This is a genomic window from Porphyromonas sp. COT-290 OH860, from assembly GCF_000768935.1.
GTDB lineage: Bacteria > Bacteroidota > Bacteroidia > Bacteroidales > Porphyromonadaceae > Porphyromonas.
Map to the genome: position 1 here is coordinate 1 of NZ_JRAR01000013.1, position 25,256 is coordinate 25,256.

Annotated in this window: 16 protein-coding genes; 15 read left to right on the forward strand and 1 reads right to left on the reverse strand. The window is 45.4% G+C overall.

All coding sequences use genetic code 11. The annotated features are described in order from the left end of the window. Positions 1-190: 190 nt before the first annotated feature. From HQ41_RS01740 to HQ41_RS09235, 5 genes are all read left to right on the forward strand, one after another. Complete coding sequence (locus HQ41_RS01740; RefSeq protein WP_044187080.1) at positions 191-2,908, forward strand: DNA gyrase/topoisomerase IV subunit A; 2,718 nt, start codon at positions 191-193, stop codon at positions 2,906-2,908. Further along, on the forward strand, positions 2,889-3,848 hold the full coding sequence (locus HQ41_RS01745) for a DUF3316 domain-containing protein (RefSeq protein ID WP_161780569.1): 960 nt from the start codon (positions 2,889-2,891) through the stop codon (positions 3,846-3,848). The genes HQ41_RS01740 and HQ41_RS01745 overlap by 20 nt, the downstream gene beginning before the upstream one ends. A 2-nt stretch (positions 3,849-3,850) precedes the next feature. Beyond that, positions 3,851-4,918, forward strand: coding sequence for a S41 family peptidase (locus tag HQ41_RS01750; RefSeq protein WP_052405238.1), 1,068 nt, complete (start codon positions 3,851-3,853; stop codon positions 4,916-4,918). 128 nt (positions 4,919-5,046) lie between these two features. Further along, positions 5,047-6,411 carry a hypothetical protein gene (locus HQ41_RS01755; protein ID WP_044187086.1) on the forward strand — a complete coding sequence of 455 codons (1,365 nt, stop codon included), beginning with the start codon at positions 5,047-5,049 and terminating at the stop codon, positions 6,409-6,411. A 165-nt stretch (positions 6,412-6,576) separates the two neighbouring features. Beyond that, positions 6,577-7,134: a hypothetical protein gene (locus HQ41_RS09235; RefSeq protein WP_152567299.1), complete on the forward strand. Its 558-nt coding sequence runs from the start codon at positions 6,577-6,579 to the stop codon at positions 7,132-7,134. Between the two features lie 91 nt (positions 7,135-7,225). Here the strand turns inward: HQ41_RS09235 and HQ41_RS01765 are convergent, their stop codons facing one another. Continuing rightward, complete coding sequence (locus tag HQ41_RS01765) at positions 7,226-8,413, reverse strand: pyridoxal phosphate-dependent aminotransferase family protein (protein WP_044187091.1); 1,188 nt, start codon at positions 8,411-8,413, stop codon at positions 7,226-7,228. Positions 8,414-9,751: 1,338 nt separating this feature from the next. Here HQ41_RS01765 and HQ41_RS01770 point away from each other — a divergent pair. From HQ41_RS01770 to HQ41_RS01815, 10 genes are all read left to right on the forward strand, one after another. Next, a complete protein-coding gene (locus HQ41_RS01770; protein WP_152567300.1) occupies positions 9,752-11,824 on the forward strand; it encodes a hypothetical protein in 2,073 nt (690 codons plus the stop codon). Positions 11,825-12,211: 387 nt separating this feature from the next. After that, positions 12,212-14,515, forward strand: coding sequence for a TonB-dependent receptor domain-containing protein (locus HQ41_RS01775; RefSeq protein WP_052405227.1), 2,304 nt, complete (start codon positions 12,212-12,214; stop codon positions 14,513-14,515). 38 nt (positions 14,516-14,553) lie between these two features. Continuing rightward, on the forward strand, positions 14,554-15,372 hold the full coding sequence (locus tag HQ41_RS01780) for a hypothetical protein (protein WP_152567301.1): 819 nt from the start codon (positions 14,554-14,556) through the stop codon (positions 15,370-15,372). Positions 15,373-15,407: 35 nt separating this feature from the next. After that, positions 15,408-16,514 (forward strand): hypothetical protein, encoded by a 1,107-nt coding sequence (locus HQ41_RS01785; protein WP_044187101.1) that lies wholly within the window; start codon positions 15,408-15,410, stop codon positions 16,512-16,514. A gap of 625 nt (positions 16,515-17,139) precedes the next feature. Then, positions 17,140-18,285, forward strand: a complete 1,146-nt coding sequence (locus HQ41_RS01790) for an MraY family glycosyltransferase (protein WP_044187103.1) — start codon at positions 17,140-17,142, stop codon at positions 18,283-18,285. Beyond that, positions 18,278-19,099 (forward strand): polysaccharide biosynthesis/export family protein, encoded by an 822-nt coding sequence (locus tag HQ41_RS01795; protein WP_044187105.1) that lies wholly within the window; start codon positions 18,278-18,280, stop codon positions 19,097-19,099. Before HQ41_RS01790 ends, HQ41_RS01795 begins: the two co-directional genes overlap by 8 nt. 40 nt (positions 19,100-19,139) lie before the next feature. Further along, positions 19,140-21,569 (forward strand): polysaccharide biosynthesis tyrosine autokinase, encoded by a 2,430-nt coding sequence (locus tag HQ41_RS01800; protein ID WP_044187106.1) that lies wholly within the window; start codon positions 19,140-19,142, stop codon positions 21,567-21,569. Between the two features lie 47 nt (positions 21,570-21,616). Beyond that, a complete protein-coding gene (wecC, locus tag HQ41_RS01805) occupies positions 21,617-22,825 on the forward strand; it encodes a UDP-N-acetyl-D-mannosamine dehydrogenase (RefSeq protein ID WP_044187110.1) in 1,209 nt (402 codons plus the stop codon). 93 nt (positions 22,826-22,918) lie between these two features. Continuing rightward, positions 22,919-24,370, forward strand: coding sequence for a hypothetical protein (locus tag HQ41_RS01810; RefSeq protein ID WP_152567302.1), 1,452 nt, complete (start codon positions 22,919-22,921; stop codon positions 24,368-24,370). Between the two features lie 266 nt (positions 24,371-24,636). After that, positions 24,637-25,245, forward strand: a complete 609-nt coding sequence (locus tag HQ41_RS01815) for an acyltransferase (protein ID WP_152567303.1) — start codon at positions 24,637-24,639, stop codon at positions 25,243-25,245. Positions 25,246-25,256 lie beyond the last annotated feature (11 nt).

The following is a 25,256-nucleotide window of genomic DNA, read 5'->3' on the forward strand; positions in this document are numbered from 1 at the left end:
CATGTCAATACAGTTAATTACATATTAAAGATAGTAATAATCAGAGATATATACGACGTTTCTAGCCCAAAAGAGGCAAAATGCCGTGCAACGGTCTCTTTGGGATATACAGGCCGATTGAGGGAAGATAGGAGCGGCTAGTGCGCCAAATCTTGCTTATCTTTGCATAATAGCAATTTAATCAAACAAGATGCGCCCCGAAGATATACTCCCCCCAAGCGAACAAGAAGACCTATCTCCTCTCAACACGGTAGAAGCAGAAGCTCCCACAGATCAGCCATCGGAGTTCGGTGTGCCAGCCGATGAATCCTTGCCCGAGGTTGTTCCCGAGTATAAGCCAGAGCTCAGCTATCTGAGCCGAATGTATAGAACTTGGTTTCTCGACTATGCCTCGTATGTGATCCTAGAGAGGGCCGTGCCGCATATAGATGACGGACTCAAACCCGTGCAGCGACGGATCCTACACAATATGCGTGTGCTGGATAATGGCAAGCTGATCAAGGTGCAGAATATCGCTGGGACGACGATGAAGTATCACCCACACGGCGATGCCTCTATCAACGATGCACTTGTTCAGTTGGGGCAAAAGGGCTATCTGATAGACACCCAAGGCAACTGGGGGAACATCCTTACGGGGGACTCGGCAGCTGCTGGTCGATATATCGAGGCGAAGTTATCGGCATTTGCTCTGGAATCCGTATTCGGCGAACGCATCACGCAGTGGAAGAAAACCTATGATGGTACGACTGACGAGCCCGTTGCCCTGCCAGTACGTTTCCCGCTCCTGCTTGCTCAGGGCGCAGAGGGGATTGCCGTAGGGCTTTCGTCCAAGATCTTGCCCCACAACTTCGTTGAGCTGTGTCAGGCGGCTTGTGCCTATCTCAAGGGCGAACCCTTTGCACTATATCCGGACTTCCCCACTGGAGGGCTGGTTGATGTGGTACGCTACAATGATGGCGAGCGTGGGGGATCGCTCAAGAGCCGTGCTAAGATTGAGAAAATAGATAGCCGTACCCTTTCCATATCGGAGTTGCCTGCAGGTAAGACTACAACATCGCTTATTGAGAGCATTCTCAAGGCTGTGGAGAAAGGTAAGATACGCATCAAGCGTGTCGATGATATGACGGCAGCGACGACCGATATACGTATTACTCTAGCAGCAGGCGTTTCTTCGGATAAGGCAATTGACGCACTCTATGCGTTCACCGACTGTGAACTGAGCATCTCCCCAAACTGCTGTGTGATCTACGACGACAAGCCGCTCTTTACCAACGTCAGCGAGCTGCTGCGATACGGCGTGGAGCGCACGAAGAAGCTCTTCGATATGGAACTCAGAATGAGGCTCAGCGAGCGAGAGGAGCAGTATCTCTCTGCCTCGCTTGAGCGCATATTCATCGAGGAACGTATCTATAAGGATCGAGAATTTGAAGAGGCGAGTAGTGAGCTAGCAGCCTTGGAGCACATTGATCGAAGGATTGAACCATTCAAAGCTCAGTTTATCCGCCCTGTCGAACAGGACGACCTCAAACGCCTCCTAGAAATTAGAATGGCACGTATCCTGCGCTTCAATCTCCCCAAGCACGAGGCGCAGATGCTCGAGATACAGCAGGACATAGAGCGCATCAAGCACGATATCAAACATATCACAGACTATTGTATCCGTTGGTATGAACACCTTGAGGCTCGCTATGGTGCTGCCTATCCTAGGCGAACTAAGATTATGAACTTCGGCTCGATAGAGGTCGTCAAAGTTGCCGAGCTGGACAGCAAGCTCTACATCAATCGTTCAGAGGGCTTCGTTGGTACAGGGCTCAAGGACGGAGAGTTTGTGGCCAACTGTTCGGAGCTAGACGACATCGTGATGTTCTTTCGATCGGGTAAATACATGGTCTTCAAGGTAGAGGACAAGCGATTTTATGGTAGGGAGGAAGTCGTACACGTGGCTCGATTCTTACGTGGCGATGATCGTACCATATATAATGTCGTCTACAAAGATGGGGCTACCGGAGCGAGCTATGCCAAGCGCTTTGCCCTCTCGGGCATTATACGAGAGAAGATCTACGATCTTACTCGTGGGGGTGATAAGTCCCGCATTCTCTATTTCTCGGCTAATAGCAATGGAGAGGCGGAGAAGATTACCATTAAGCTCAAGATGCATAGCCGCAAGCAGAGGCTTTTCGAGTTTGAGCGTGACTTCAGCGATATCGCAATCAAAGGCAAGGGGGCTGTGGGTATTTTGGTAACTAAGGCCGAGGTTAGTGGCATCAAGCTGCATAGCAAAGGTTTCTCTACTCTAGGAGGACGGGAAGTATGGTTCGATCGTGATGTGATGCGGCTAAACTATAACGGCCAAGGAGAGCGATTGGGAGAGTTCGATGCCCGAGATCGCATTCTCGTTATCTTGGAGAGTGGTGAATGCTATACCACAGACTTTAGTGATACAAATCACTTCGAGGAGGGGATTATCAAACTAGAGAAGCATGACGAGCGCAAGCTCTGGACAGCTGTCTATTGGGACGCTGAGCAAGGATATCCATACATCAAGCGATTCCCCATAGAGCACGAGCAGAAGCGAGAGCAGATCCTAGGAGATAATCCACAGAATAGATTGATACTCCTAACAGATACCTATTATCCACGCCTACAGATTTCTCGAGATGAGCAACCAGAGGAGGGAAAATCAAGTGAGGTAGATGTGGAGAGTTTTGCAATGGTCAAAAGTATCAGAGCAAGAGGCAAACGCCTAGCTACCTATCCGCTTGGCTACATTGAAGAGTTGCCAGCTCTTAAGGAAAGCCCTCTGCAGATGCAGAATGAGGCGCAGGCCTCTCGATACGAAGACAGTGACGATGATGGCCACTACGAACAAGGATTATTTGATGGTGAAGATGAAGCTACAGAAGCTTAGTATTTGCTTGGCATTGTTGCTTGCGATTGGTTCGTCGGCCGAGGCGCAAATCAAGCAACTAGCCTCCGAGCTTTTGTCTCGTGAGCCTAGGCTGACTAGCTACAACTTGCAGCAGCGTAGCTATTACATAGGTGTAGGAGGGCTATTGCTCGAAGATAGGTATCTCTCTCCGCTGCGCTACGGAGGCTATACACTCAGCTATCTAGCAGAGAGAATGCGCTATGGATATCGCAAGGATAGTTTGGTTCGAGAGAGAGAGCTACTTCCCTCTTGGTGGCCTACGACCTCTCGTGTTGCCGATACTAGATGGCTACACCATTCGGTTGTGGCTCTCGACTATGGACAAACCCTCAATCCGGCCAATAATGCTTCCATTAGGCGGCTACAGCTTCGTCTAGAGCGTAGCCTGATGTGTCGCCTTGGCTCAGGTGTTTGGGGGCGATTGTATGTAGGTGCTGGTGTAACGGGTGGTCTAGGAACACTGTACAGCTCTCGTAATGGCAATAATCCCGCAACTGCCAAAGTGGATCTAGCACTCACGGCCAATGTACACTATGGGTACCAACTTCCATGGCGACGCTTCCCTGCAAGAGTTCGTTTGTCTAGCCGCATGGATCTCCTTGGGACTGCTTTTGCTCAAGAGTTTGGAGAGAACTATTATGAACTCTACGAGAGAGAGCACAGACAAACGCTCGATCGCTTCCGTCTGATTCATCTAGGCAATACACTTGCTCATCAATTTCGCCTCGCAATTGACATCCCTGTTTGGGACTACGGACACCTCTCTCTCGGATATCGTGCTCAAGTCCGCCAGTGGACGCTCAACCATACCTACAATAGTCAGATAGACCATACCTTTTACTTTGGCGTTACGACCTATATTAAGCCTATGGGAGGGCGCAGATTACTTACGGACGAACGCTCCTTGATCCCCCTGTAATGATGAAAGCTAAGATAATTGCCAGCCTACTGATCGGACTGCTTGTGTTTAGTGGGTGCTCTGTGAGAGAAGACTTCTCAGCAGATCCGCTACATAACTACAATGTTTTGTGGGAAACGCTCGACAAGCATTACTCTTTCTTCGACCTCAAGCTCCCCAAAGATTCATCGTGGCGAGATATGTACCACAAGCATTTGCCCAAGATCCGTAGAGGCATGACCAATGATTCGCTTTTCTTGGTAATGACGGAACTAATGTCCGAGCTCAAGGACGGGCATGTCAATCTGATTACTCCCTTCGACTACGGACGTTACTGGAATTGGCAAACCGACTATCCGAGCAACTTCTCCTCCGATCTCGTTAGCCGCTACCTTGGGGATAAGTATCGCATCGCTGGTGGGCTGCGATACTCCATGATCGAGCACAATGATCACGTTCACGACAGCATCGGTTATCTGCGATTCTCTAGTTTTGCCTCTTCGCTGAGTTCGAGTAATCTCAATGCTTCTCTAAGTCGTCTGAGTAAGTGTCGTGCGCTGATTGTCGATATCAGAAGCAATGGAGGGGGCAATGTGTCTACGAGTGATCTATTCGCCCGCTATTTTATGAGAGAGGCTCGAACTGTCGGTACCACACGGCACAAAATCGGCCCCGGACATCAAGATTTTTCGTCACCCACTCCCATTCATCTCGCCCCTCTGCAGTCTGGAGTAGTGTGGCTAAAGCCAGTAGTGCTCCTGACGAACCGAGGTGTATATAGTGCTGCGAATGATTTTACGCTCAAGATGAAGGGGCTACCACTGGTTACGGTCGTAGGCGATCGCACGGGTGGCGGAGGAGGCTTGCCGATGTCTAGTGAGCTACCCAATGGTTGGGGTATTCGTTTCTCCTCGACCCAGACGTTTGATATGGAGGGTAATAATATAGAGCTAGGCATTGCTCCGGACTATCAAGTCGCTCTGCGAAGAGAGGATATAGCCCAAGGTCGTGATACGATGATCGAGTATGCGATCGACTATATCAATGAGCGCTATAAAGAGTTTAGGAAAACGAAGAAGTGGCGTAAATAGCTGTTTTACAAGAAATCCAAAATCATTTGCTGCTTCGGCAGGGATATTTTTGTGTAACTTTGTTACGTAGTAAACAGATCTGAGGCTATTGTCCTTAGACATAAGTGTTAATTTAATACAAGATACGAATGATGAAAACTTTATTCACAGGTTATAGGTATTTAGTAGCCCTAGGTGTTGCCTTATTGGCCTCCTCTCAGCTGGCGGCTCAAGGTGATATCAAGTTGAATATCGACCCCAAAGAAGAGCACGTTACGCTCCAAATAGCCAAGATAGAAGGTAATAATATCCGCATCTCTGGTGTTCAGGAGGCGTATAATGGAGCAGGTAGGTACACAGGGACTAAAGGCCAGCCTATCTTGATCGGTGGAGATATTGTAGAGCTTCATATCGAGAACTCCAATATCTTCTCTGTCGAAATCACGGGGGATCAACGTCTGCTCAAGAAGCTGCGCCTTATTGATGCAGGTTTGCAGAAGTTTGATTTCTCGGGAGCTCTCAATCTGGAAGAAATAGACCTGACGACGCCCAATGTTTTTAGGTCACGCCCCGAGGAGCGTATCTTCGACTTCTCTATGCTGTCCAAGCTGAAGGTCCTAGTACTGGGCAAGCGTCCAGTACAGATGCAAGATAATGGCCTAAGAAAGCCTCTTGGTGGGACGGGACAGACCCAGCATATCAAACGGATTATCCTGCCAAGTGGCGGAGAGCTAGAGGAGCTCTACATCACGAACTGTGGAGCCAATGAAGTTAATTTGGACAATCTGCCCAAACTCAAGTATCTGCAGTGTGAGGCTGCTTTCTTTCCTAAGCTGAATCTGAAGAATAGCCCACTGATTGAAGAGATCTTCTCAATTAAGGCTTGGTTTGACGACGTCGATTTTACTGGCCTCCAACACCTCAAGAGGTTGTATATGTCTGGAGCGCGTACGATTAAATCTGTTACTCTGACCAACTGCCCCAATTTGATTGCGGTGATACTAGATGAGGTTGGCTCTCTGGAGCGTGTCGATGTGAGCTCTGGTGGAAAACTTCGGTTGCTCTCAGTGGCAAAATGTCCTAAGATTAGATATATCGATGCGACCCGCAATAGTATCAATGATAAGCTCATGACGAGTCTAGTGGGGCAACTGCCAGATGTTAATGGTCAAGGTCAGGCTGCCATTTTCAACGTTGTGGCGAAAAGTAATGAGAACAATCAGCTCTCCGCAGCCAACAAGAATGCAGCCCAGAAGAAGGGGTGGAGCGTAGATGGTGCAGCTTCTTTGGCAGGTGTGTTTGTGCAGCCCGAGATTTACCCTACAGATGCGACCGATCATGTTAATGTCACTTTGAAAGAAGCTGATACTGTACGCCTATATGAACTCTCGGGAGCTCTGGTTCTGCAAGCCGAAGTGGGTGAGGGGACGACACGTATAGATCTGTCTACGCTGCCTAGAGGACGATATATTGTTGCCTCTGGCGATTTTAGGACGCAGATCAATCTGCGCTAGGAGCTCAGAGAGCGAAAAAGGTAATAGAATTTGTCCGTCAATATGTGAGATATTTTACATATTGACGGACAAATTCTATTTTTGTGTTTAACTATTAAATGCAGGCGTATGTCGAAAAGCCTCCAATAGAGTAGACGGAAGAATAAAATTATTATTACACTAAAAATGAAAAAACTATTTCTCATCGGTGCGATGTTGCTAGGCCTAGGGGCTCAAGCTCAGAACGACACTTTCTCTCAAGGCACTAAGGTTGTTGGTGCAGGTATTGGTTTAGGAGTCTACAGCTCTGGTAGCATGGTTGTTCCTCCCATCGCCGCCTCTTTTGAGTACAGCATCAAGGACAATTTGTTTGATGATAAGTCCTCTATCGGTGTTGGTGCCTATGCTGGTTACTACGGACTCGACTATAAGACCTCAATCCTCAACGTAGCGCAGGGTTATAAGTCTTCCAACTTCGTGCTTGGTGGCCGTGGTGCTCTACACTACCAATTCGTAGACAAGCTAGACACCTATATTGGTTTGATGCTTGGTTATAGAGTGACGAGTAATAGCCACTATGGCTATTCTGGTCCTATAGTTCTAGATGCTACCAGTACAAATAGCGGTTTAGCTTGGAATAGCTTCATTGGTGCACGCTACTACTTCACCGATAGACTAGCTGCTAACCTAGAGTTCGGCTATGGTATTGCTGCTGCACACATTGGTGTGTCTTATAAGCTCTAGGCTACCGAATATATAAAGCTCTTAATAAAAGCTCCCCCTAGATGTCCAGTTGGATTGTCTAGGGGGAGTTCTTGTATTTAGAGGCTAAGCTCTATTTGAGTAAACCATGCTTTTGGAAGATCTGGTAGATACGCTCGATCGCTGTGTCTAGCTGCTCGTAGGTGTGCGTAGACATTAGAGAGAAGCGAATGAGTGTATCCTCTGGTGCAACTGCTGGAGATACCACGGGATTGACGAAGACACCTGCATCAAAGAGTTCCCGAGTGATGAGGAACGTGAGGTTATTGTCACGTACAAAAATCGGAATGATCGGTGTAGACGTGTTGCCAATCTCGAAGCCAAAAGTGCGGAATCGCTCTAGGCAGTAGGTCGTCTTGGCTTGTAGCTGCTCCACTCGCTCGGGCTCACGTAGCATGATGTCTAGTGATGCCATAGCAGCCGCAGTGGCTGCAGGTGTGGCACTCGCACTGAAGATATACGAGCGAGCGTGATGGCGAATATAATTGATCAGTGTAGCATCTCCAGCGATGAAGCCACCAATTGAGGCGAAGGATTTGCTGAAAGTACCCATAATCAAATCCACGTCCTTGGTTAGACCAAAGTGGTCGCAGACGCCACGACCATGGCTACCCATGACGCCGATTCCATGAGCCTCGTCTACCATGACCGCTGCATTATATTTCTTGGCCAGCCTTACTATTTCTGGTAGGTTGCACACGTCACCCTCCATGGAGAAAACCCCATCAACGATGATTAGCTTGACCTTATCTGGGCTACACTGCTGGAGCCTACGCTCCAGAGCATCCATATCATTATGCTTGTATTTGAGGCTTTTGCCTAGGCCGAGGCGGATCCCCTCGATGATAGATGCATGATTGAGGGAGTCCCAGATGATGAAGTCCTCTCGCCCAGTCAGGCAAGAGATGACACCTAAATTAACTTGAAACCCAGTGGAGAAAATGATAGCATCTTCCTTACCCATAAACTCGGCCAGACGTTTCTCCAGCTCCAGATGTATATCTAGTGTGCCATTTAGGAAACGGCTTCCAGCACACCCAGTGCCATACTTCTCTAAGGCCTCTGCGGCTGCAGCCTTGACCTCTGGATGATTCGTGAGGCCAAGATAGGAGTTGGAGCCAAACATAAGCACCTTACGCCCATCAATGATGACTTCTGTATCCTGATCGCTCTCTATCTTGCGAAAGTATGGATAAATCCCTGCCGCTTGAGCCTGTTGGGGCTCTGTGTACTGCGCCAAGCGCTGTTGCAGAATCTTCATATTCAATATAATAGCTCGCCTAGCGTTGCCCACTCGGGGTAAGGCGAGGTTTTGTTAATTCCGAGCAAAAGTACATATTTTCGATTAAATTGATTGCGATACCCATTAAGCTGTATTAATTGCACTTTTGTATCGACTGTTCTTTTTGTGTAATTGTGTGAATAGCCTTGCACGGATCTGCGTGAAGGGGCTGTATTAGTAAGTTGTTTGATGTGAGAGTAGTCTTGCAACAAGTCAATCTCGATAGCTTATTGGAGCCATTATTTAGGCAATCTGGTTTCATCGCCTCAATTTATATTTTGGGTCACATCTCGGATTATTGATGGGAAAACTTCTTGATGTTTCAGTGTATAAGGGGGGACCTTGTATAGGCCGTCTAGTGGCTCCTAGGTTCGATTTTGCTTTGTCTTGGCCTTGGTGCTCCATCGGTTGGAAAAAGCCCGTTATAACGGGCTTTTATAATGATCTTATATATAATACGTTGTGTCTTTTTGGAGAGTGGATTTATGTGTTTGTAGTTTGTTTCTGGGGTTTTCTTCCCATTAATCGTTTTGAATTGATGGACACATCTTGATGAATGAATCCTACAATCTCTCGGAGTTAGTCCTTCAATTTTGCGAGCAGCTGCGGTTGCCTTTAGAGGTTTCGTGGCATTTGCTCGATCTTTTGAGGGCATTTTTCTTTGCGATTTTTAACCAAAGAGAAGATTTATGTGTGTGCAAACTAGAGCTTACTCAGATCTCAATAGCCTAGAGAACTCTCCTAGAGAGAAGAATAGAACCTTAAGTTCAAGTTATGGTCTTTGTGCAATGGAGAATAATAAGCTTGTAAAGACGAAGGTAGGTCTTGTTTTGCATGGCAAGGAATATCCCTTGTAGGCTAGTAGATTTCGCCTAGAGCTAACTAGAGCTAAGACGCTATGCTCAAGACAATCCGCTGTTTTTTGCTGACATTTGTTTATTTGAAACAAACTACCTATCTTAGTACAAGTATTCGTATCTCCCCAAAGAGGGGGGCGGTGTTGTTTCCTTGTAAAGGCCCGCACAAGCGGACGAATAGACCTTGATCATAAGGCAGGCCCTCCTCCCTATTTGTGCCCGAAGCCCTTAATGGTGCCCCTGATAACTGTCTGATAGATTCTACCCAAATCCTCAATCTCCTTATGTTGAGGAAAGGGATATATCACAAAAGTCTAACAATTATTTTTTTAGAAGGATGAAAAGACTAATTACAATTGCTTCTGTGTTGGCAAGTGTAGTGCTTGCTTCGTCGTTTACTTTGGAAGCGACAAGCGCTCACTACTCGTTTGAGAATCCTCAAAGTGCCATAAAAGAAAAAGTGAAGGGAAGAGTAGCGCTCCCCTCTCAAGAGCCAGTGAATATGCGACTTCCCGCAGCAGAAACTCCCGAAACGTACGGGGAGAAGACGGTGGTTGTCAGAGAAACATTCTCTAAACTAACTATGGGTACCGAGGAAAAACCAGACTTCAATACCAGAATATATCTAGATAGTGACGAAACACCGATATCGGAGTACCCCGTTTGGTTCAATATGAAGAGGGAGTATGCCGAGAATGGAGAGATATGGGGGGCTGGCAATGTCTACTCGGCTGGCGGTACACTCTATATGGCCGAGAGAGAGGCGAAGATCAACACACACCTGATAGACCTTTCCAAGGAACAAGGTAACTTTTTTGTCAAGATAAGAGCTCGTGCATCAAGACCTCTACAAGATGGCGAGGGAGCGATGCTCACAGTAGAGGCGGCAGAAACCTTCAATATGTCCCCAACATGGAGAATTGGAGAGCCTATTCATGTTACCAATCTTTCTACCGAATGGAAGGACTACTACTTTCTCTTTCAGGGTGCTGGCAACAGTATGATTGTGAATATCGTCAAGAGGGCACAAAATGAGGACTATGGAGTCTTCATTGATGAGATTGAGATTTCTATCGTTAAGCCTTTTGTGGCAATGCCTATTATCCGAGAACCTCTTAACTATAAGGGGGCATCGGTAGACATTCGCTGGCTTAAAGTCAAGGAAGCCGATGGCTATCTGCTGAGTGTGTATCGTTTGATGCCTTCGGGAGAGCCAGCGCCACGTCCCGGAATGCCTCAGCCTACCCGCAGGGAGTATGTGGTGAAAGAGCGAAAGATCTCGGGAGGAGATACACAGGTCTATAACCTCTCTGGCCTCACCTCAGGGGGGATTTACTTCTATACTTTGGCTGCTACTAAGGGTGATAAGAAGTCTGTCCCTGCTCCCTACAAAGAGCTAGATGAGCTGGAAGCTCCTGTGGTTAATCCTATCAAAGGCCCAGCTGTCGATGGAGCGTTCAATGTATCTTGGGCTAAAGTGCCCTCGGCGACAGCCTATAATGTATGGGCATACTACGATCGTACAGCTCAGCAGGACGGAGAGTTTGTCATTGCAGATGAAGACTTTGCCAACGTGAGGAACGAAAAAGGAGAATTATCTGAATTTACCCCCGAAAACCCAGACCCCGAAGCGCGGGTATTTAGCATGACGGGGCGTGCAGTAGAAACGGTTCAAGCAGGTTGGTTGGGATATAATCATGCGGCCTACAAAGGCATGATTTGCTTGGACGGTTGGCACTACTTCAATTCTAATCAGATCGTGAGTCTACAGTCCGAAGAGATGGACCTCTCCAAAGATGAAGGTAAGTTCAAGGTCAAAGTCGATCTTTGGGGTGCCATCGGTCAGACAAAAGATAATGACGGTAAAGTCATTGATTCTCGTCAAACGGAGGCTGCGATAGCTCTCTTTACCTATGACGAAGAGATAGGATTATTTAAGCAAGTAGAGCTTGTATATCCCGAGAAGGTAAGTCCCAAGTGGACTACTTATGAGTTGCCTTTCACCAAGGGAGCCAAGCGCTCTAAGTTGGGTATTTTCGCAGTGAAGGGGTACGATAACCTCTACGTAGATAACTTGAAGATTACTCAAAACTACAAGAGGGGAGAGGTATTCCGTGATGCTTGTTACCTGAAGCAGCTCGTAGATGGATCGGAGCATGATGTCAAGATCGTAGGACCCGCTGCTAAGCTAGTTACCCCTATTCATGTACGTGTCGTAGCTGTTCGTGGCAAAGATCCCGAGAATCAGTTTGCCCAAGCCAAGTTCAAGAAAAGTCAATACTCGGACTATGTAACCGTGCAGAATAAAGTAGGCACAGAGGTGCTTCATCGATTAGTACAGGCTGATGTCTATGCCGTAGACGGGACGTTGTACATCAAGAATCCTATGAAGACAAAGGTTACCATATTTAACATGTCTGGGGCAACGCTCTTGGTAGACGACTCTGGCAACTCTGATATTACGATGACTGGCTTGGCCTCGGAGGCTTATGTAGTGATCGTGGGTAACGAAGCGTTCAAGGTAGCTCTCTGATAGTATAGCAGACTAAATACCCATATACTATGTAGAGTAAATCTCTGATAGACCTCAAAGGGGCTGTGACCAAAGTTAGACTTTGGCGCAGCCCCTTTAAGATTTGTTAGGCTATGTATCGTCTGAGCATTGGCAATGTGATATGATGTTTATGAGTAGAGCGGAGTACACCTCGTCTTTGATCAGAGAGTGAGGACGTAGCTGGTCCTCCCGATTTGTTTGAGGTTGTGAGCCAGATGACGTTTTGTGTGGGTAGTATCGCTGAGATTTTATCTTGTTTTTTTGCTGAGAGTACATGAAAAACTCTTTACCTTTGCGCTTAGTGGACTACACTTCATCTTAACTATGTGTCGAGATACTTTTAGAAAAATCATTTTATTATCGTGTTTGCTAGTTCAGCTCTCAGCTCTGTCTTGGGCTCAGAAGAGTGAAAGTATTGTCCTCAGAGTCGTTGAGCAGGATAGTCAAGCCCCCGTAGAGGCTGCATATGTCATTCTTTCGCCTACTTCGGCACTCGTTACCGACAAGAAAGGGCAGGTTGTACTTCCCAAGAATCTAAATAATCAGGGCTCTATCCTCGTCCGCTATGTAGGCTACCGAGAGCAGCGTGTCCCCGTCAGTCAGATACTCAAGAGCAGAGGTAGGCACACTGTTTACCTTACACCAGAGCAGTCCAGCCTAGACGAGGTCTTGGTCAAGGCCGAGCGTCGTAGCACCTCGGTTAATGCAGTTGCTAGCAAAATAGGTTCGGAGCAGATCAATAAGTCGATAGGCAAGTCTTTGGCAGCCCTACTCGAGGGCGTAAGTGGTGTGAGCTCGATACAGACAGGCGCTAACACCGCCAAGCCGGTTATCCATGGTATGCACGGCAATCGTATCCTCATTGTTAATAATGGTGTGCGACAAGCGGGGCAGCAGTGGGGAGAAGGGCATGCCCCCGAGGTTGATATGAATAGTAATGGGGCAATCCACGTGATCAAAGGAGCAGAGAGTGTGCGATACGGCTCAGAGGCCATGGGCGGAACGATCGTCCTAGAGCAGAAAGCTCTACCGTATCGCAGAGAGACCTTTTCGGGTGCAACCAATACTCTAGTTGGGAGCAATGGGCGCAGGCTTATGCAGACGCTTAGATTGGAGGGGGCTCTACCTTTTTATAGAGATATAGCTTGGCGTGTACATGGTACCTATGGCACGAGTGGAGATAAGTCTTCGGCTAACTATCTCCTCAATAATACTGGCTCTCTTGAGCGAAACTTTGCTGTTGGTTTAGGGTACGACAGAGGGCGTTTTCGTATAGAGCCTTTTTACAGTCGCTACGATGAGTACTCGGCCAATCCTAAATTTGCACAGCTAGGCAACGAAGAGCTTTTGCGTGAGCGAATAGCTCTGGGGCGTCCTCCGCAAGAGGTTATTACCCCATTTAGTCGAGAGATCGATTACCCGAGAGAGCGTGTAGTCCATCATCTGTTGAGCAACAAAACGACCTTGAATACAGCATGGGGGATCTTCTTCCATCAGATCTCTATGCAAGAGGATGCTCGCAAGGAGTATCGCATCCGACGCAATAATAATTCGCATATCCCAGAGGTAGACCTATCGCTACTATCCTTGCAGAATCGACTCCGCTGGGAGCTGTCCTATGGGTATTGGCAGAGCGAGATCGGCGCGCAGCATGTGCTTACGGATAACTATAGTGTGCCGGGCAATGGAGTAGTGCCACTAATCCCCAACTACTTCGAAGCCACTTTGGGGGCTTACGCTATGCAGAAGTATATTACCCGCAAGTGGAGTGCAGAGGTTGGAGTTCGTCTAGATCATCAGGACACTAAGGCGGCTGGCTATGATGCCTTCGGCGAATACTATGGGGGGCATCGAGAGTTTACGAACTGGACTTATAGCATCGGTGGGAAGTACCACTTCCTCGACGGGCTGAGCTTGACTAGTAACCTTGGAGCTGCGTGGCGTGCTCCCCACGTACACGAGTTGTATAGTAATGGTGTTTCGCATGGTGCTGGAGCCTATGTACAGGGTAATCCCAATCTGTCAAGTGAACAGAGCTATAAGTGGGTCAATGCGTTGATTTACCAGAATTCGTGGCTCAATGTACAGCTCGATCTGTATCTTCAGTGGGTCAATAACTTTATCTATGATCAACCCTCGATAGATGAGTCGGGCAAACCCAAGGTAAAGGCAGTAGTGTCGGGCTTCTATCCGATATTTGAGTACAAGCAGACGAACGCATTCTTTAGAGGAGCAGACTTCTCACTAAACATCAAACCATTCTCGGATTGGTCTTACGGCCTTATCACAGCATTGATTTGGGCGAACGAGGAGCCATCTCAGGCCTATCTCCCTTTCATTCCTCCAATGCGTATTGATCATTATGTCGAGTGGACTCCTAGTCTGAACAAGACGTTCTCTGCATCTGTTAAGTTAGGGCATCGATTTGTCGCCAAACAGAACCGGTTTGACCCGAAGAAAGACTTGATTGCGTCCTCTCCAGAGGCCTATAATCTCTTCTCCTTCGATCTCGGGCTTGTTTGGCAGATCAATAAGCGTCACAGCCTTGAGTGTACCCTCTCGGGGGACAATGTCTTCAACAAGGAGTATAAGGAATACACCAATAGAGCAAGATATTATGCTCACGACTTGGGACGAGATATAAGATTATCTCTTTCGTGGCGTTTTTAGTAGGTAGATCAGTTACATTAAATGTTAATGAAAGTTATATGAAAAGAAGTAGTAAAGTATTGGCAGGAGCACTGCTGGCCGTTTTCTCTCTAGGCATTGTGGCTTGCGACAAGCAGAGGTTAGACAGATTGCAGAAGGGCGAAACCAAGAAGCCCGAGAATGAGGTGCTGAATAAAAAGCACGATGACCCCTTTGTGGCTGACTTCATCTTGGTAGAAGGGACCCTCCCTGTGGCACAATGGGGCGAAGGGGACTTGGACAATACTAAGTATAATCTGCCGATCACGGCCCCTAAGTACAAGGAAGGTACTCAGCAAGTACTACGTTACAAGCTAGATAAGGAGAAGGGTTGGCATATTGTCGACGGAGCTGGCTATGTCAAGAAATTTGCTGTCAAGGCTTCGGAAGAAACAGAGAATACGGCTACTGTCTATTCTTTCAAGATCAGATATTACAGCTATAATGGCGAAGAGATGACTTATCAGTTTGTGCAAGAAGGGCAGGATAAGATTCATCAGCACTTCTTCCAAGCAGAGCGATTTAATAAGAATAACGAAGCAAAGCGTGTCACCAAGTTCTTTGATACCCCTTGGGACTATCGCTACTGCGATACAGAGGATATCAATGATGACAACTCTAAGTTTGTTGGCAATGTTAATCCCACAGGGTTAAAGGGGTTGCTACGCTTCAATAAAAGAACGCAGACAGACCTTAATATGATCGTAAGGCTCGTGCATCACGGTCAAAGTAAGTATCAGGAGGATGGTAGTACTTCCAAATTCTATAAACCAACACGTAGGCAGATCCTTACCGAGCAGCCTGATATTGAGGTGCATTTGCCTATACAGATTCAGTAATTATTCATCACTCAGTCAAAATATAATAGTAGATCATGAACAAAAAAATCTTGACAAGCTTGGCTTTAGCTTTGTCCCTAGGGTTTGTTTCCTGCGACAAAAAGACTCCTGAGATTAAGACTCCAGACAAACCCTCTACAGAGCAAGAGCAAAAGAAAAATGAAGGCGAGCAGCAAAAGGAGGAACCAAAGAAAGAAGAAGGCGGGCAGCTCCCCCCAGTTGCTTCTGATAGCTTCGCTCCTGCTAGTGTTCGCTTAGGATTGTATGGCGGCCATCTACATGCTCCTGCCTCTGATCCTGCTTTCCACTATGTCCCAACTGCAGGGAAATTCCTCAAATATCTAGCCTTCGAGCAACCAATCACAATGCAGCGTGATGAAAAAGGGGGCTGGACGGTGCCCAGTGGGCAGAGAGATAAATGGTGCGTAGTAAGTTATAAACTAGATGACAAAGGACTAGCTACTCGTGTCTATGGTCTATGGATAGATTACTTGGATGCGTCAGGTAAGAATATCAACGAACAGATTGCCTCAGGTGCTAATGACGGTCTGTATCAACACTTCTTCACTCTAACTAATGTAAGCAAGTGGGGAAGTAAAGGTGTGGACGAGGATACTGACACGGATCCTAAGACACTTGTGGAATACTTTTATAAGGATACAACTCCTCATGATAAGCCTCACCACACTGGAGATAAAGATGCTCAGGGAGCTCCATTTACTTTCCACACCAACCCAAGGGGTCTCAAGGGTTACTTTCAGTTCCCTAAAGCCTTTAAGTCATTTACGCTCCATATTGAGTTGAGGAAGTTTGCATCGGCAGATGAGAAAAACAAGACTGTTAAGGCTTGGCATGATGCTAAGGCAGGTACTGTGGTTTCTCGTATCTCTCTGCCTATCATTGTCTATGCTGAATATCCTCATGATGCTATCGAGGATAATATTACTAGTCTCGAAGATGAAGAGTTCGAAGCAGCAATTAAGAATTTCACCATAGATAAGTTAGCCTCTCAGAATGATCGCCGAATCTTAAAGGATTTCATGGATGCTTTTGGGGTAGATGCTATATCGCTTATTAAGGAGTTCAACTACAAGCTGACTACATCTGAGAAGTCCGATGAAAATGGAGGCGTTTGGTTCTAGCACTTAGTTAAGCCTACCATACATTATATATATCCCTATTGCCCTAGGCCTCGCAGGACTGCGAGCCTAGGGCAATTAGGTTTGGGAGGAGGCTTGCCTCATATCCCCAAAGCATGTTCGGGTGTCTCTAGGAAGCTAGGTAGATCGAGACCAAATATCTTGCTTCGGTTAATCATTTGTATTCATAATACTACATGCTCGTACTTATCTACGACCTCAATTTTTGGTGTATTTTTTTGCTTATCTTATTAATGATCGCATCTAAGTATAATATACGTAAAAATAAAAGATTAGATATATTTTCGTTTTTAGGACAACCCCGGAAAACAAATAGTGAGGCATAATACTTTGAGATGGGTGAATTTCTATTGTTTTTTATGATGGTTTTGTGGTAATATGTGTGGTGTTTTATTATTTCTGTGTCAAAATGTCTGTTTGATTTCCTCGGGAGAGCTCATGGAGCGCTCTCAATGAATGCTTAAAAATAAATTTTATTCTATATATATTTCTGGTTGCTTAATTTTAATATTTGTATTGATCGGATATTTTTATTGTATATTTGCCCGCAAAATATAGCAATTAGATCTACTACTCCTAGCCATCTAGGATTAAAGGATATATAGATATGTATTGGTTGTTACACTCTCTTGAGGTCATTATTCTAAGCTTGGTACTCTCCAAGTACTTTTTGCTTGGTATTATGAGCTATGCTTACAAGGCAAAGCTTTTCGATCTACCCGATATGCGTAAGAAGCATTCAGGGGGGATCCCTCGCCTAGGAGGGATTGCATTTATCCCAGCAGTCTTTCTTGCTGTAACGATAGTTGTTGGGATAGACTACTTCTTTGAGGAGCAGATCCTCTGGAGTACCCTTCAGGAGAAAGGCACAGAGCTACTGCTGTATGTGCCTTTGGCTGTTGTCATTTTATATGTTGTGGGAGTGCTAGATGATCTTAGAAATCTTAATCATAGATGGAAGCTCTTAGCTCAGATACTAAGTGCTTTCTTACTCGTTGAGGCAGGCCTCTATGCGGACAATTTCTATGGAGTCTTAGGGGTTGGCAAGTTGGAGTCTACGCCTTTTCTTTACTTCATTAACATATTACTTATTACCTTTATCATCAATGCGGTCAATTTGATTGATGGTATTGATGGGTTGGCTGCCTCTCTGGTGGCTATGGCGTTGGCCTACTATGGCTACTTATTCTTTCAGCTGAATATGTATCTGTATGCTTTTAGTATACTAGGTTTGTTGGCTTGTGTAGTGCCATTCTTTTTCTTCAATGTTTATGGCAAACTAGAGGCAAAGCGCAAGATATTTATGGGGGATACGGGTTCGCTGACGCTGGGGCTTAGTTTGTGTATTGCTATATTCAAGCTACTATCCATAACGGAGATGCAGCCTTATGCATCTCCCGATGTTTGGTTCGTCGTGGTGTTATCTCCACTTGTGTTACCTTGCTTCGATGCTGCTAGGGTGTTCATTGTGCGTATGCTCAATCGTAGGAGTCCATTTCACCCAGATCGTAGCCACATACACCATCTTTTGCAAGACGCTAGTCTATCTCAGCGTAAGGTTTTGCTCGTTTTGGTGATGCTATCTCTGACCCTCACAGTGCTCAATGTATATCTCGTCGAGGTACTAGATATCAATCTCCTCCTCCTATCCAACATAGTTCTATGGGTAATTCTTAATGGTACCCTAAGGCATCAGATTTTGAATAAACAGAATACACTTTCGAAGATTAATACAACTCAAAGCGATGATTAACAATAGACATGGTGTGCTCAAAGCCCTCGTAGGCCTATGTTTGGTATCTCTGCTCGCCTCTTGTGGCTCTTCTAGACATATCCCTTACTTCAAGGATATGAATGTAGCAGGGGAGGCTTTGGTTGAGATGTCCCCAATTAAGGTTATGTCCGGAGATAAACTCTCCATAGTTGTTCATAGTAAGGACCCTATTTTATCCTCTCTATTCAACCTGCCTATTATCTCACTGCAAATGGGTAAGAGTAATGCGCCTACCCTCAATCAGTATGTTTCGGCTTATACTGTGGACGCCTTGGGTATGATTGATTTCCCCGTGGTGGGTAAGTTGAAGATTGCAGGGCTAGAGCGTGAGCAGGTTGCCTCATTGATCAAGACAGAGCTGGTAAATCGCAATCTGATCAAAGACCCTGTTATTATTGTCGAGTTCGTAAACCTATTTGTGTCTGTCCTAGGAGAGGTTAATAAACCGGGGCGTTTTGTGGTGGATAGAGATAATATCACCATTTTGGATGCCATCGGTATGGCAGGAGATCTCACCATCTATGGTAAGCGAAATAATATTAAGTTGCTGCGAATCATCGATGACAAGCAAGTCATTTTTGATATTGACTTGAACTCTGGTTCGGATCTCTATCGATCGCCTGCCTTTTATTTGCGCCAAGGCGACGTTATCTATGTAGAGCCTAATAAGACAAGAGCAAGGCAATCTACCGTAAATGGAAATACAGTGCGCTCTACCTCATTTTGGCTATCTCTGACATCTGCTTTGACTTCTGTGTCTATCTTGATACTTAATGCAGCCAAGTTCAAATAGACTTATTACCTAATACTATACCTAACTATACAAGGAATGTATGAAACAAGAAGAAAATAGTCGATCTGCTCAGGGTGCATTGGCCGAGCAGGATAGCTTTCTGAGCCTAAGAGACCTTTGGGCGATGTGCTGGGCGCGCAAGTTTTGGTTTGTACTCTCTCTTGGGTTATTTCTTGGGGGAGCGATTCTTTATATACTGATTACGCCTCCCGTTTACAAACGTACTGCGACTCTCTTGATCAAAGATGATTCTAAAGGCAAGGGACTGTCTCTCAATGATCAGTTCTCCTTTGGGGATATGGGACTCTTGCAGAGTAACACTAATGTCAATAACGAACTCATCTCGATACAGTCGCCTACATTAACCCTAGAGGTTGTTCGACGTTTGGGGCTCAATGTCGAGTATTACGCAGATGGTAGATACTACAAGGAAGTACTCTATGGTCAAGAGTTGCCTTACCGAGTGAAGTTTCTCGGTCTTAAGGATACAGATAATGCTTCTCTGACACTTACGATATTAGCTAATGGGCAGTTTGCAATATCTAACTTGATGCTTAATGATAACGAGCTACAAACGCAAAGGATTACCTGCTCTTTAGGGGATACGATATCTGCTCCTATAGGAAAGCTTGTGATTGTGCGTTCGGAGTCTTATCTCGCAGACAAGTCGAAGACTAGACCATCTCAAATATATGTGAGCTATCAGAATTTGTATAACGTACAAGAGCTATATAGCTCTGGTCTTAAGGCTTCAATCAACAATGATAAGGCAAGCATCATTGACATTGCCTATCAGGATCGCTCAATACAGCGTGCCGAGGACTTCTTGAATATGCTCATTAACGTCTACAATGAGAGCTGGGTTAAGGACAAAAATCAGGTTGCTATAAGCACTTCTCTGTTTATCAACGAGCGTCTCTCCGTCATAGAGCAGGAGCTAGGGCATGTAGACAAAGACATCTCTTCTTTCAAGAGCGCCAACTTAATCCCAGACCTCAAGGAGACGACTCGTATATACCTCGATCAAACGAGCGAGGCAGAGGCTCAATTGTTAGACCTGAGTAACCAGCTCTATATGGCTAGGTATATCCGTCAGCACCTAGGGACTGATACCAATGCCACGCAACTCATACCCGCTATATCAGGCATTGGCAATAAGCTTATTGATCAGCAGATTGGGGAGTATAACCAAAAGATGCTCGAGCGCAATAGCCTTAGGGCTAATAGTAGTGACGAGAACCCTATTGTACAAGATCTCACAACTCAGATTGGTGCTATGCGTTCGATTATTTTGAGTTCACTAGACAATCAGATTCTCACACTAGATAATCAGGCGCGTAGTCTCAAGACGCGTAGTGGACAGGCGACGGCACGTATTTCGGCCAATCCGACACAGGCTGAGTATCTGATTTCTGTAGAGAGACAGCAAAAGATCAAGGAAGCTCTCTATCTGTTCTTACTTCAGAAGCGAGAGGAGAACGAACTCTCTCAAGCCTTTTCTGCATACAATACTCGGGTCATCACGCCTCCCATCGGCAAGATGATGCCAATCTCTCCTCTTCGTCGCAATATTTTGCTTGCAGCTTTAGTCCTTGGGCTACTTCTACCTGTCGCTCTCATTTACCTATCGGAGAGTATGAATACTGCTCTAAGGTCTTGTCGCGATCTAGAAGGTATGACCATACCTATAGCAGGCGAGCTACCAGCCCTTGAGCCAACTATATCGGGTTTGAGAGGTTGGTTGGGCCGACTCTTTAAGAAAAAGAAGTCTATGAAAAAAGATATTAGGTTTGTTGTCCAAGAGAACAATCGAAATATGATCAACGAAGCGTTTCGTTTAGTGCGTACAAACGTAGAGTTTATGCTGACGAATAAGGAGGGTGCCCGTGTGATTGCTACGACTTCAATCAACATTGATAGTGGTAAAACCTTTATTACCCTTAATCTTGCTGCTAGTTTCGCAGCCAAGGGACATAGAGTATTGATGATTGATGCAGACATGCGTGTGGCGAGTTTGTCAGCTTTTGGCCCAGTTGAGGGAGATGGTTTGTCTGCTTTACTTGCAGGGCGTGCGACCAATTATCATGGTTTGATTAGCTCTTCTCTGTTAGATAACCTGTATATCTTGCCAGTGGGGACACTTCCGCCTAACCCTACAGAGCTTTTGGCAGGTCAAAACTTTGCAGAGCTTCTAGAGTCACTTAGACAAGAGTACGATTATATCTTCATCGACTGTCCTCCAGTTGCCATCGTAGCTGATGCCACTTTGATTAGCAGGCACATTGATATGACCGTTTTTGTCGCTCGTGTGGGGCTACTCGACAAGAGTTCTTTGCCTGTGCTTGAGAGCTACTATAGAGAGAGCCGATACCCTAATATGGTTTTGGTTGTCAATGGTACCGAACTTGATAACCGATATGGCTATAACCGAGGCTATGGTGCTTCTCATGGCTACTACGCAAAAAAGTAAATAGAAATATGATACAGGCCTCAGCTGGCCTACCCCCAATAAATAGAATGAAACAAGTATGCTTTATAGGCCTTGGCTACATTGGTTTGCCAACGGCGATTGTGACGGCCAAGAGTGGCCTACAAGTACTAGGTGTGGATATCAATCCCGCCATCGTTGAGAGAACTAATGCAGGGCAGCTGCACTTCGTAGAGGCTGGCATGGAGATTCTGCTACAAGAGGTGTTGGCCGCAGGTACTTTTCGTGCTGCAACCAAGGCAGAGGAGAGCGATGCCTATCTCATCGTAGTGCCAACGCCTTTCAAGGGTGATCACGAGCCTGATATCACTTACGTAGAGGCTGCTACAAGAGCACTTCTCCCTCTACTTAAGGCTGGTGACCTCTATATCATTGAGTCTACCTCGCCTATTGGCACGACCGAGCAGATGGCCGAGCTGATTTATCATGAGCGCCCAGAGCTCAAGGGACAGCTCCATATTGCCTACTGCCCAGAACGTATTCTCCCTGGCAATGTGATTTACGAATTAGAGCATAATGATAGAGTGATTGGGGGGATTACTCCTGAGGCTACAGAGCGAGCCAAAGAGTTCTATCGTCACTTCGTCAAGGGGACGCTACATGGTACGAATGCCCGTACGGCCGAGCTCTGCAAGCTCACCGAAAATGCGAGCCGAGATGTGCAAATCGCTTTCGCCAACGAGCTCTCGTTCATCTGTGATAAGGCAGGAATCAATGTTTGGGAGCTGATCGAGCTAGCCAATAAGCACCCACGAGTGAATATCCTGCAGCCCGGTAGTGGGGTAGGCGGGCATTGTATTGCCGTAGACCCATACTTTATCTCTTCCGCTTTCCCGCTAGAGACCAAACTGATTGCAGAGGCTCGAGAGATTAATAACTATAAGGCTTTTTGGTGTGCGGAGAAGATAAGCAAGACTATACAGAATTTTGAACTCAAGCATGGTCGTACCCCAGTAGTGGCTATGATGGGGCTTGCTTTCAAGCCTGATATTGATGACCTAAGAGAGTCGCCCGCTAAGTATATCGCTATGCGTGTGATGCAAGGGCTGAATAATGCAGAAGTGTTGATTGTAGAGCCTAATGTCTCGGAACACAAGACTTTCAAGCTAACTGATTATCGTGAAGCTTACGAGCAAGCGGATATTGTCGCCTTCCTAACGGCTCATACCCCCTTCAAGTCCCTCGAATACCGCACCGACAAAGTCATCCTCGACTTCTGCGGCGTCTTCAAAAAGTAGGGTCTATTTCATTTCTAATAGATAGACGTGTCCGTAAATAATAAAAGCATAGCTAAAAATACGTTATTCCTATACATCAGAATGTTTCTGATTATGGGAGTAACTTTTTATACCTCTAGAGTAATTCTCTCAGCACTAGGAGAGATAGATTTTGGTATCTATAGTGTGGTTGGAGGCATGGCTCTAATGTTTGCATTCTTTTCATCCTCTCTCTCAAATGCAACTCAGAGATTTCTTAATATAGCTCTCGGGAAAGAGGAAATCGAAGAAGCAAGTAGAGTATTTGCATTGAGCCAAACCTCATTTTTTTTGCTGTCGCTTTTGGTTTTATTATTGGCCGAAGTAATTGGACTTTGGTTTATTTATAATAAACTTGTTGTGCCGGCTGAGAGGCTGGATGCTGCTTTGTGGGTTTTTCACGCAACAGTTATCTCTTTATTCTTTACGATTAATGGGATAGTTTTTAATTCTGTTTTAGTTGCTAGAGAAAACTTTAAGATCTATGCATACATCGGTGTTTTTGAGGCTCTAGCTAAGTTGGTTATTGCTTTGCTGCTTGGTATTGCAGATACTGATCGCTTGAAGCTCTATGCTTCTCTATATGTGGGTATGACTATCCTTGTACAGATCTTTTATGCGATCTATTGCATCTGTAAGTATGATGAGTGTAGAATAAGGATGTATTGGGATCAAAAGATGTTCGTACAGCTCTCTCGATTTATTGGTTGGAATACATTTGGCACGGCCGTGTGGGCACTCAATGGGCAGGGAATAAGTATGCTCATGAACACGTTTTTTGGAGTGTCGGTAAATGCAGCTAGAGGGATATCATCTCAAGTGGAGCAGGCTATAAATAACTTTAATACAGGGTTTATAACGGCGACTAAGCCTCAAATAGTTAAACTATTTGCTTCTGGACATTATTATTCATTCGTTAAGTTGACGTTTGATAGCTCTCGATTTTCATTCTTTTTGATGTTAGTATTGAGCCTCCCCGTCATGTTTCAAAGAGAGCTAATGCTTTCTATTTGGCTGATTGAACCTCCTACTTTGGCTGGGAGGTTCATTGTTTGGACTTTGATCTTCTCTTTGATCAATTCTCTTACTAATCCTCTGTGGAATGCAATACAGGCAATCGGAGAGCTCCGTAGGTACATTATTGTAGGTGGAGTAGTTTACTCTCTTGCCTTTCCTATTAGCTATGTAGGTCTTTTGTGGTATCCCAATCCAGTGTTGCCACTTATCATCCTCGTAGTAATCCGATTTATCTATGTCGTTGTGTCCCTCGTTATTCTCAAAAGGTATATACAACTCTCTGTGTGGGAATATATGATGTCGGTCATTAGACCAATATTGTATGTAGTCCTTTCTGCTGGTATCGGTCATTATTTGCTTCGGATGCTATATTCTCCCGATGAGATTGTATCGCTTATTCTTTTTAGTTGTATTAGCCTATTCATAAGCCTTGCTTGCACCTATGTCTTTGGGACAAATATTGATGAGCGATTATGGATTAAGGCAAAAATAAAATCTATCATTTGGTGATGAAAAAGAAGATAGAAACATTTAGGAATTTGTATCGTTCTGGAAGGTTTGCAGAGATCATAAGTGTGCTTGATAGCCGATATGGTCTTGGTCGGTTAGAACGTTTTTTATTTACGAACTGGTTTAATCCCTTTGCGACATTGTGGCTAAACTTTCGTTCGCTACCATTCCTTCAAGCCATTAGACTACCAATATTTGTGTATGGAAGACCTCGGTTCTATTCATTATCTGGACGAATACGGATTGAAGGGAGAGTGCAGACTGGTATGATTAAGTTTAATATTGTACTGCCTGGTGCTCCTTCAAATATGTCTGTTCGGTCAGAGCTATACAATGAAGGATTGATTATTTTTAGAGGGAAAGGGGAAATAGGCACAGGAAATAAAATATTAGTTTCTACTTATGGAGTACTTGATATAAATGAGCGATTCCGCATCTCAGATATGTGCAATATTACTTGCTTGACAAGAGTGTCCCTAGGGAAACTCTGTCGCATAGCACATAGGAGTCAAATTTTGGATGGAAGTTTTCATTATGTTGCAAATTTCAATAAAATGACCGTTCAGAACCATACACGTCCAATTATGATAGGTGATCAGTGTTGGATCGGAAATTCGTCAACAGTATCGGCAGGGGCTGTGCTTCCCAGTTTTACGATAGTTGCTTCGAATAGTTTGGTAAGTAAAGATTATAGCGATCTAAAAAAAGGCTCTTTGATTGGGGGAACTCCAGCCAAACTCATTGCTGAAGAGATGTATAGAATTGAAGATTCTGATGCTAATACTATAATTGGAGATTACTTTCGTCTAACAGATAATCCCATCTATTATATTCCATGCGATATAGTTCCAGAGGGTTACTATCGCTATAAATAATCAATTCGATT

Excerpts from the sequence above, each read along its gene's own strand:
- HQ41_RS01785 (WP_044187101.1), top strand. The coding sequence starts at position 15,408 with ATGAACAAAAAAATCTTGACAAGCTTGGCTTTAGCTTTGTCCCTAGGG.
- HQ41_RS09235 (WP_152567299.1), top strand. The coding sequence starts at position 6,577 with ATGAAAAAACTATTTCTCATCGGTGCGATGTTGCTAGGCCTAGGGGCT.
- HQ41_RS01795 (WP_044187105.1), top strand. The coding sequence starts at position 18,278 with ATGATTAACAATAGACATGGTGTGCTCAAAGCCCTCGTAGGCCTATGT.
- wecC (WP_044187110.1), top strand. The coding sequence starts at position 21,617 with ATGAAACAAGTATGCTTTATAGGCCTTGGCTACATTGGTTTGCCAACG.
- HQ41_RS01765 (WP_044187091.1), bottom strand. The coding sequence starts at position 8,413 with ATGAAGATTCTGCAACAGCGCTTGGCGCAGTACACAGAGCCCCAACAG.
- HQ41_RS01745 (WP_161780569.1), top strand. The coding sequence starts at position 2,889 with ATGAAGCTACAGAAGCTTAGTATTTGCTTGGCATTGTTGCTTGCGATT.
- HQ41_RS01740 (WP_044187080.1), top strand. The coding sequence starts at position 191 with ATGCGCCCCGAAGATATACTCCCCCCAAGCGAACAAGAAGACCTATCT.
- HQ41_RS01815 (WP_152567303.1), top strand. The coding sequence starts at position 24,637 with ATGATTAAGTTTAATATTGTACTGCCTGGTGCTCCTTCAAATATGTCT.
- HQ41_RS01810 (WP_152567302.1), top strand. The coding sequence starts at position 22,919 with ATGGGAGTAACTTTTTATACCTCTAGAGTAATTCTCTCAGCACTAGGA.
- HQ41_RS01750 (WP_052405238.1), top strand. The coding sequence starts at position 3,851 with ATGAAAGCTAAGATAATTGCCAGCCTACTGATCGGACTGCTTGTGTTT.
- HQ41_RS01780 (WP_152567301.1), top strand. The coding sequence starts at position 14,554 with ATGAAAAGAAGTAGTAAAGTATTGGCAGGAGCACTGCTGGCCGTTTTC.
- HQ41_RS01755 (WP_044187086.1), top strand. The coding sequence starts at position 5,047 with ATGATGAAAACTTTATTCACAGGTTATAGGTATTTAGTAGCCCTAGGT.
- HQ41_RS01800 (WP_044187106.1), top strand. The coding sequence starts at position 19,140 with ATGAAACAAGAAGAAAATAGTCGATCTGCTCAGGGTGCATTGGCCGAG.
- HQ41_RS01790 (WP_044187103.1), top strand. The coding sequence starts at position 17,140 with ATGTATTGGTTGTTACACTCTCTTGAGGTCATTATTCTAAGCTTGGTA.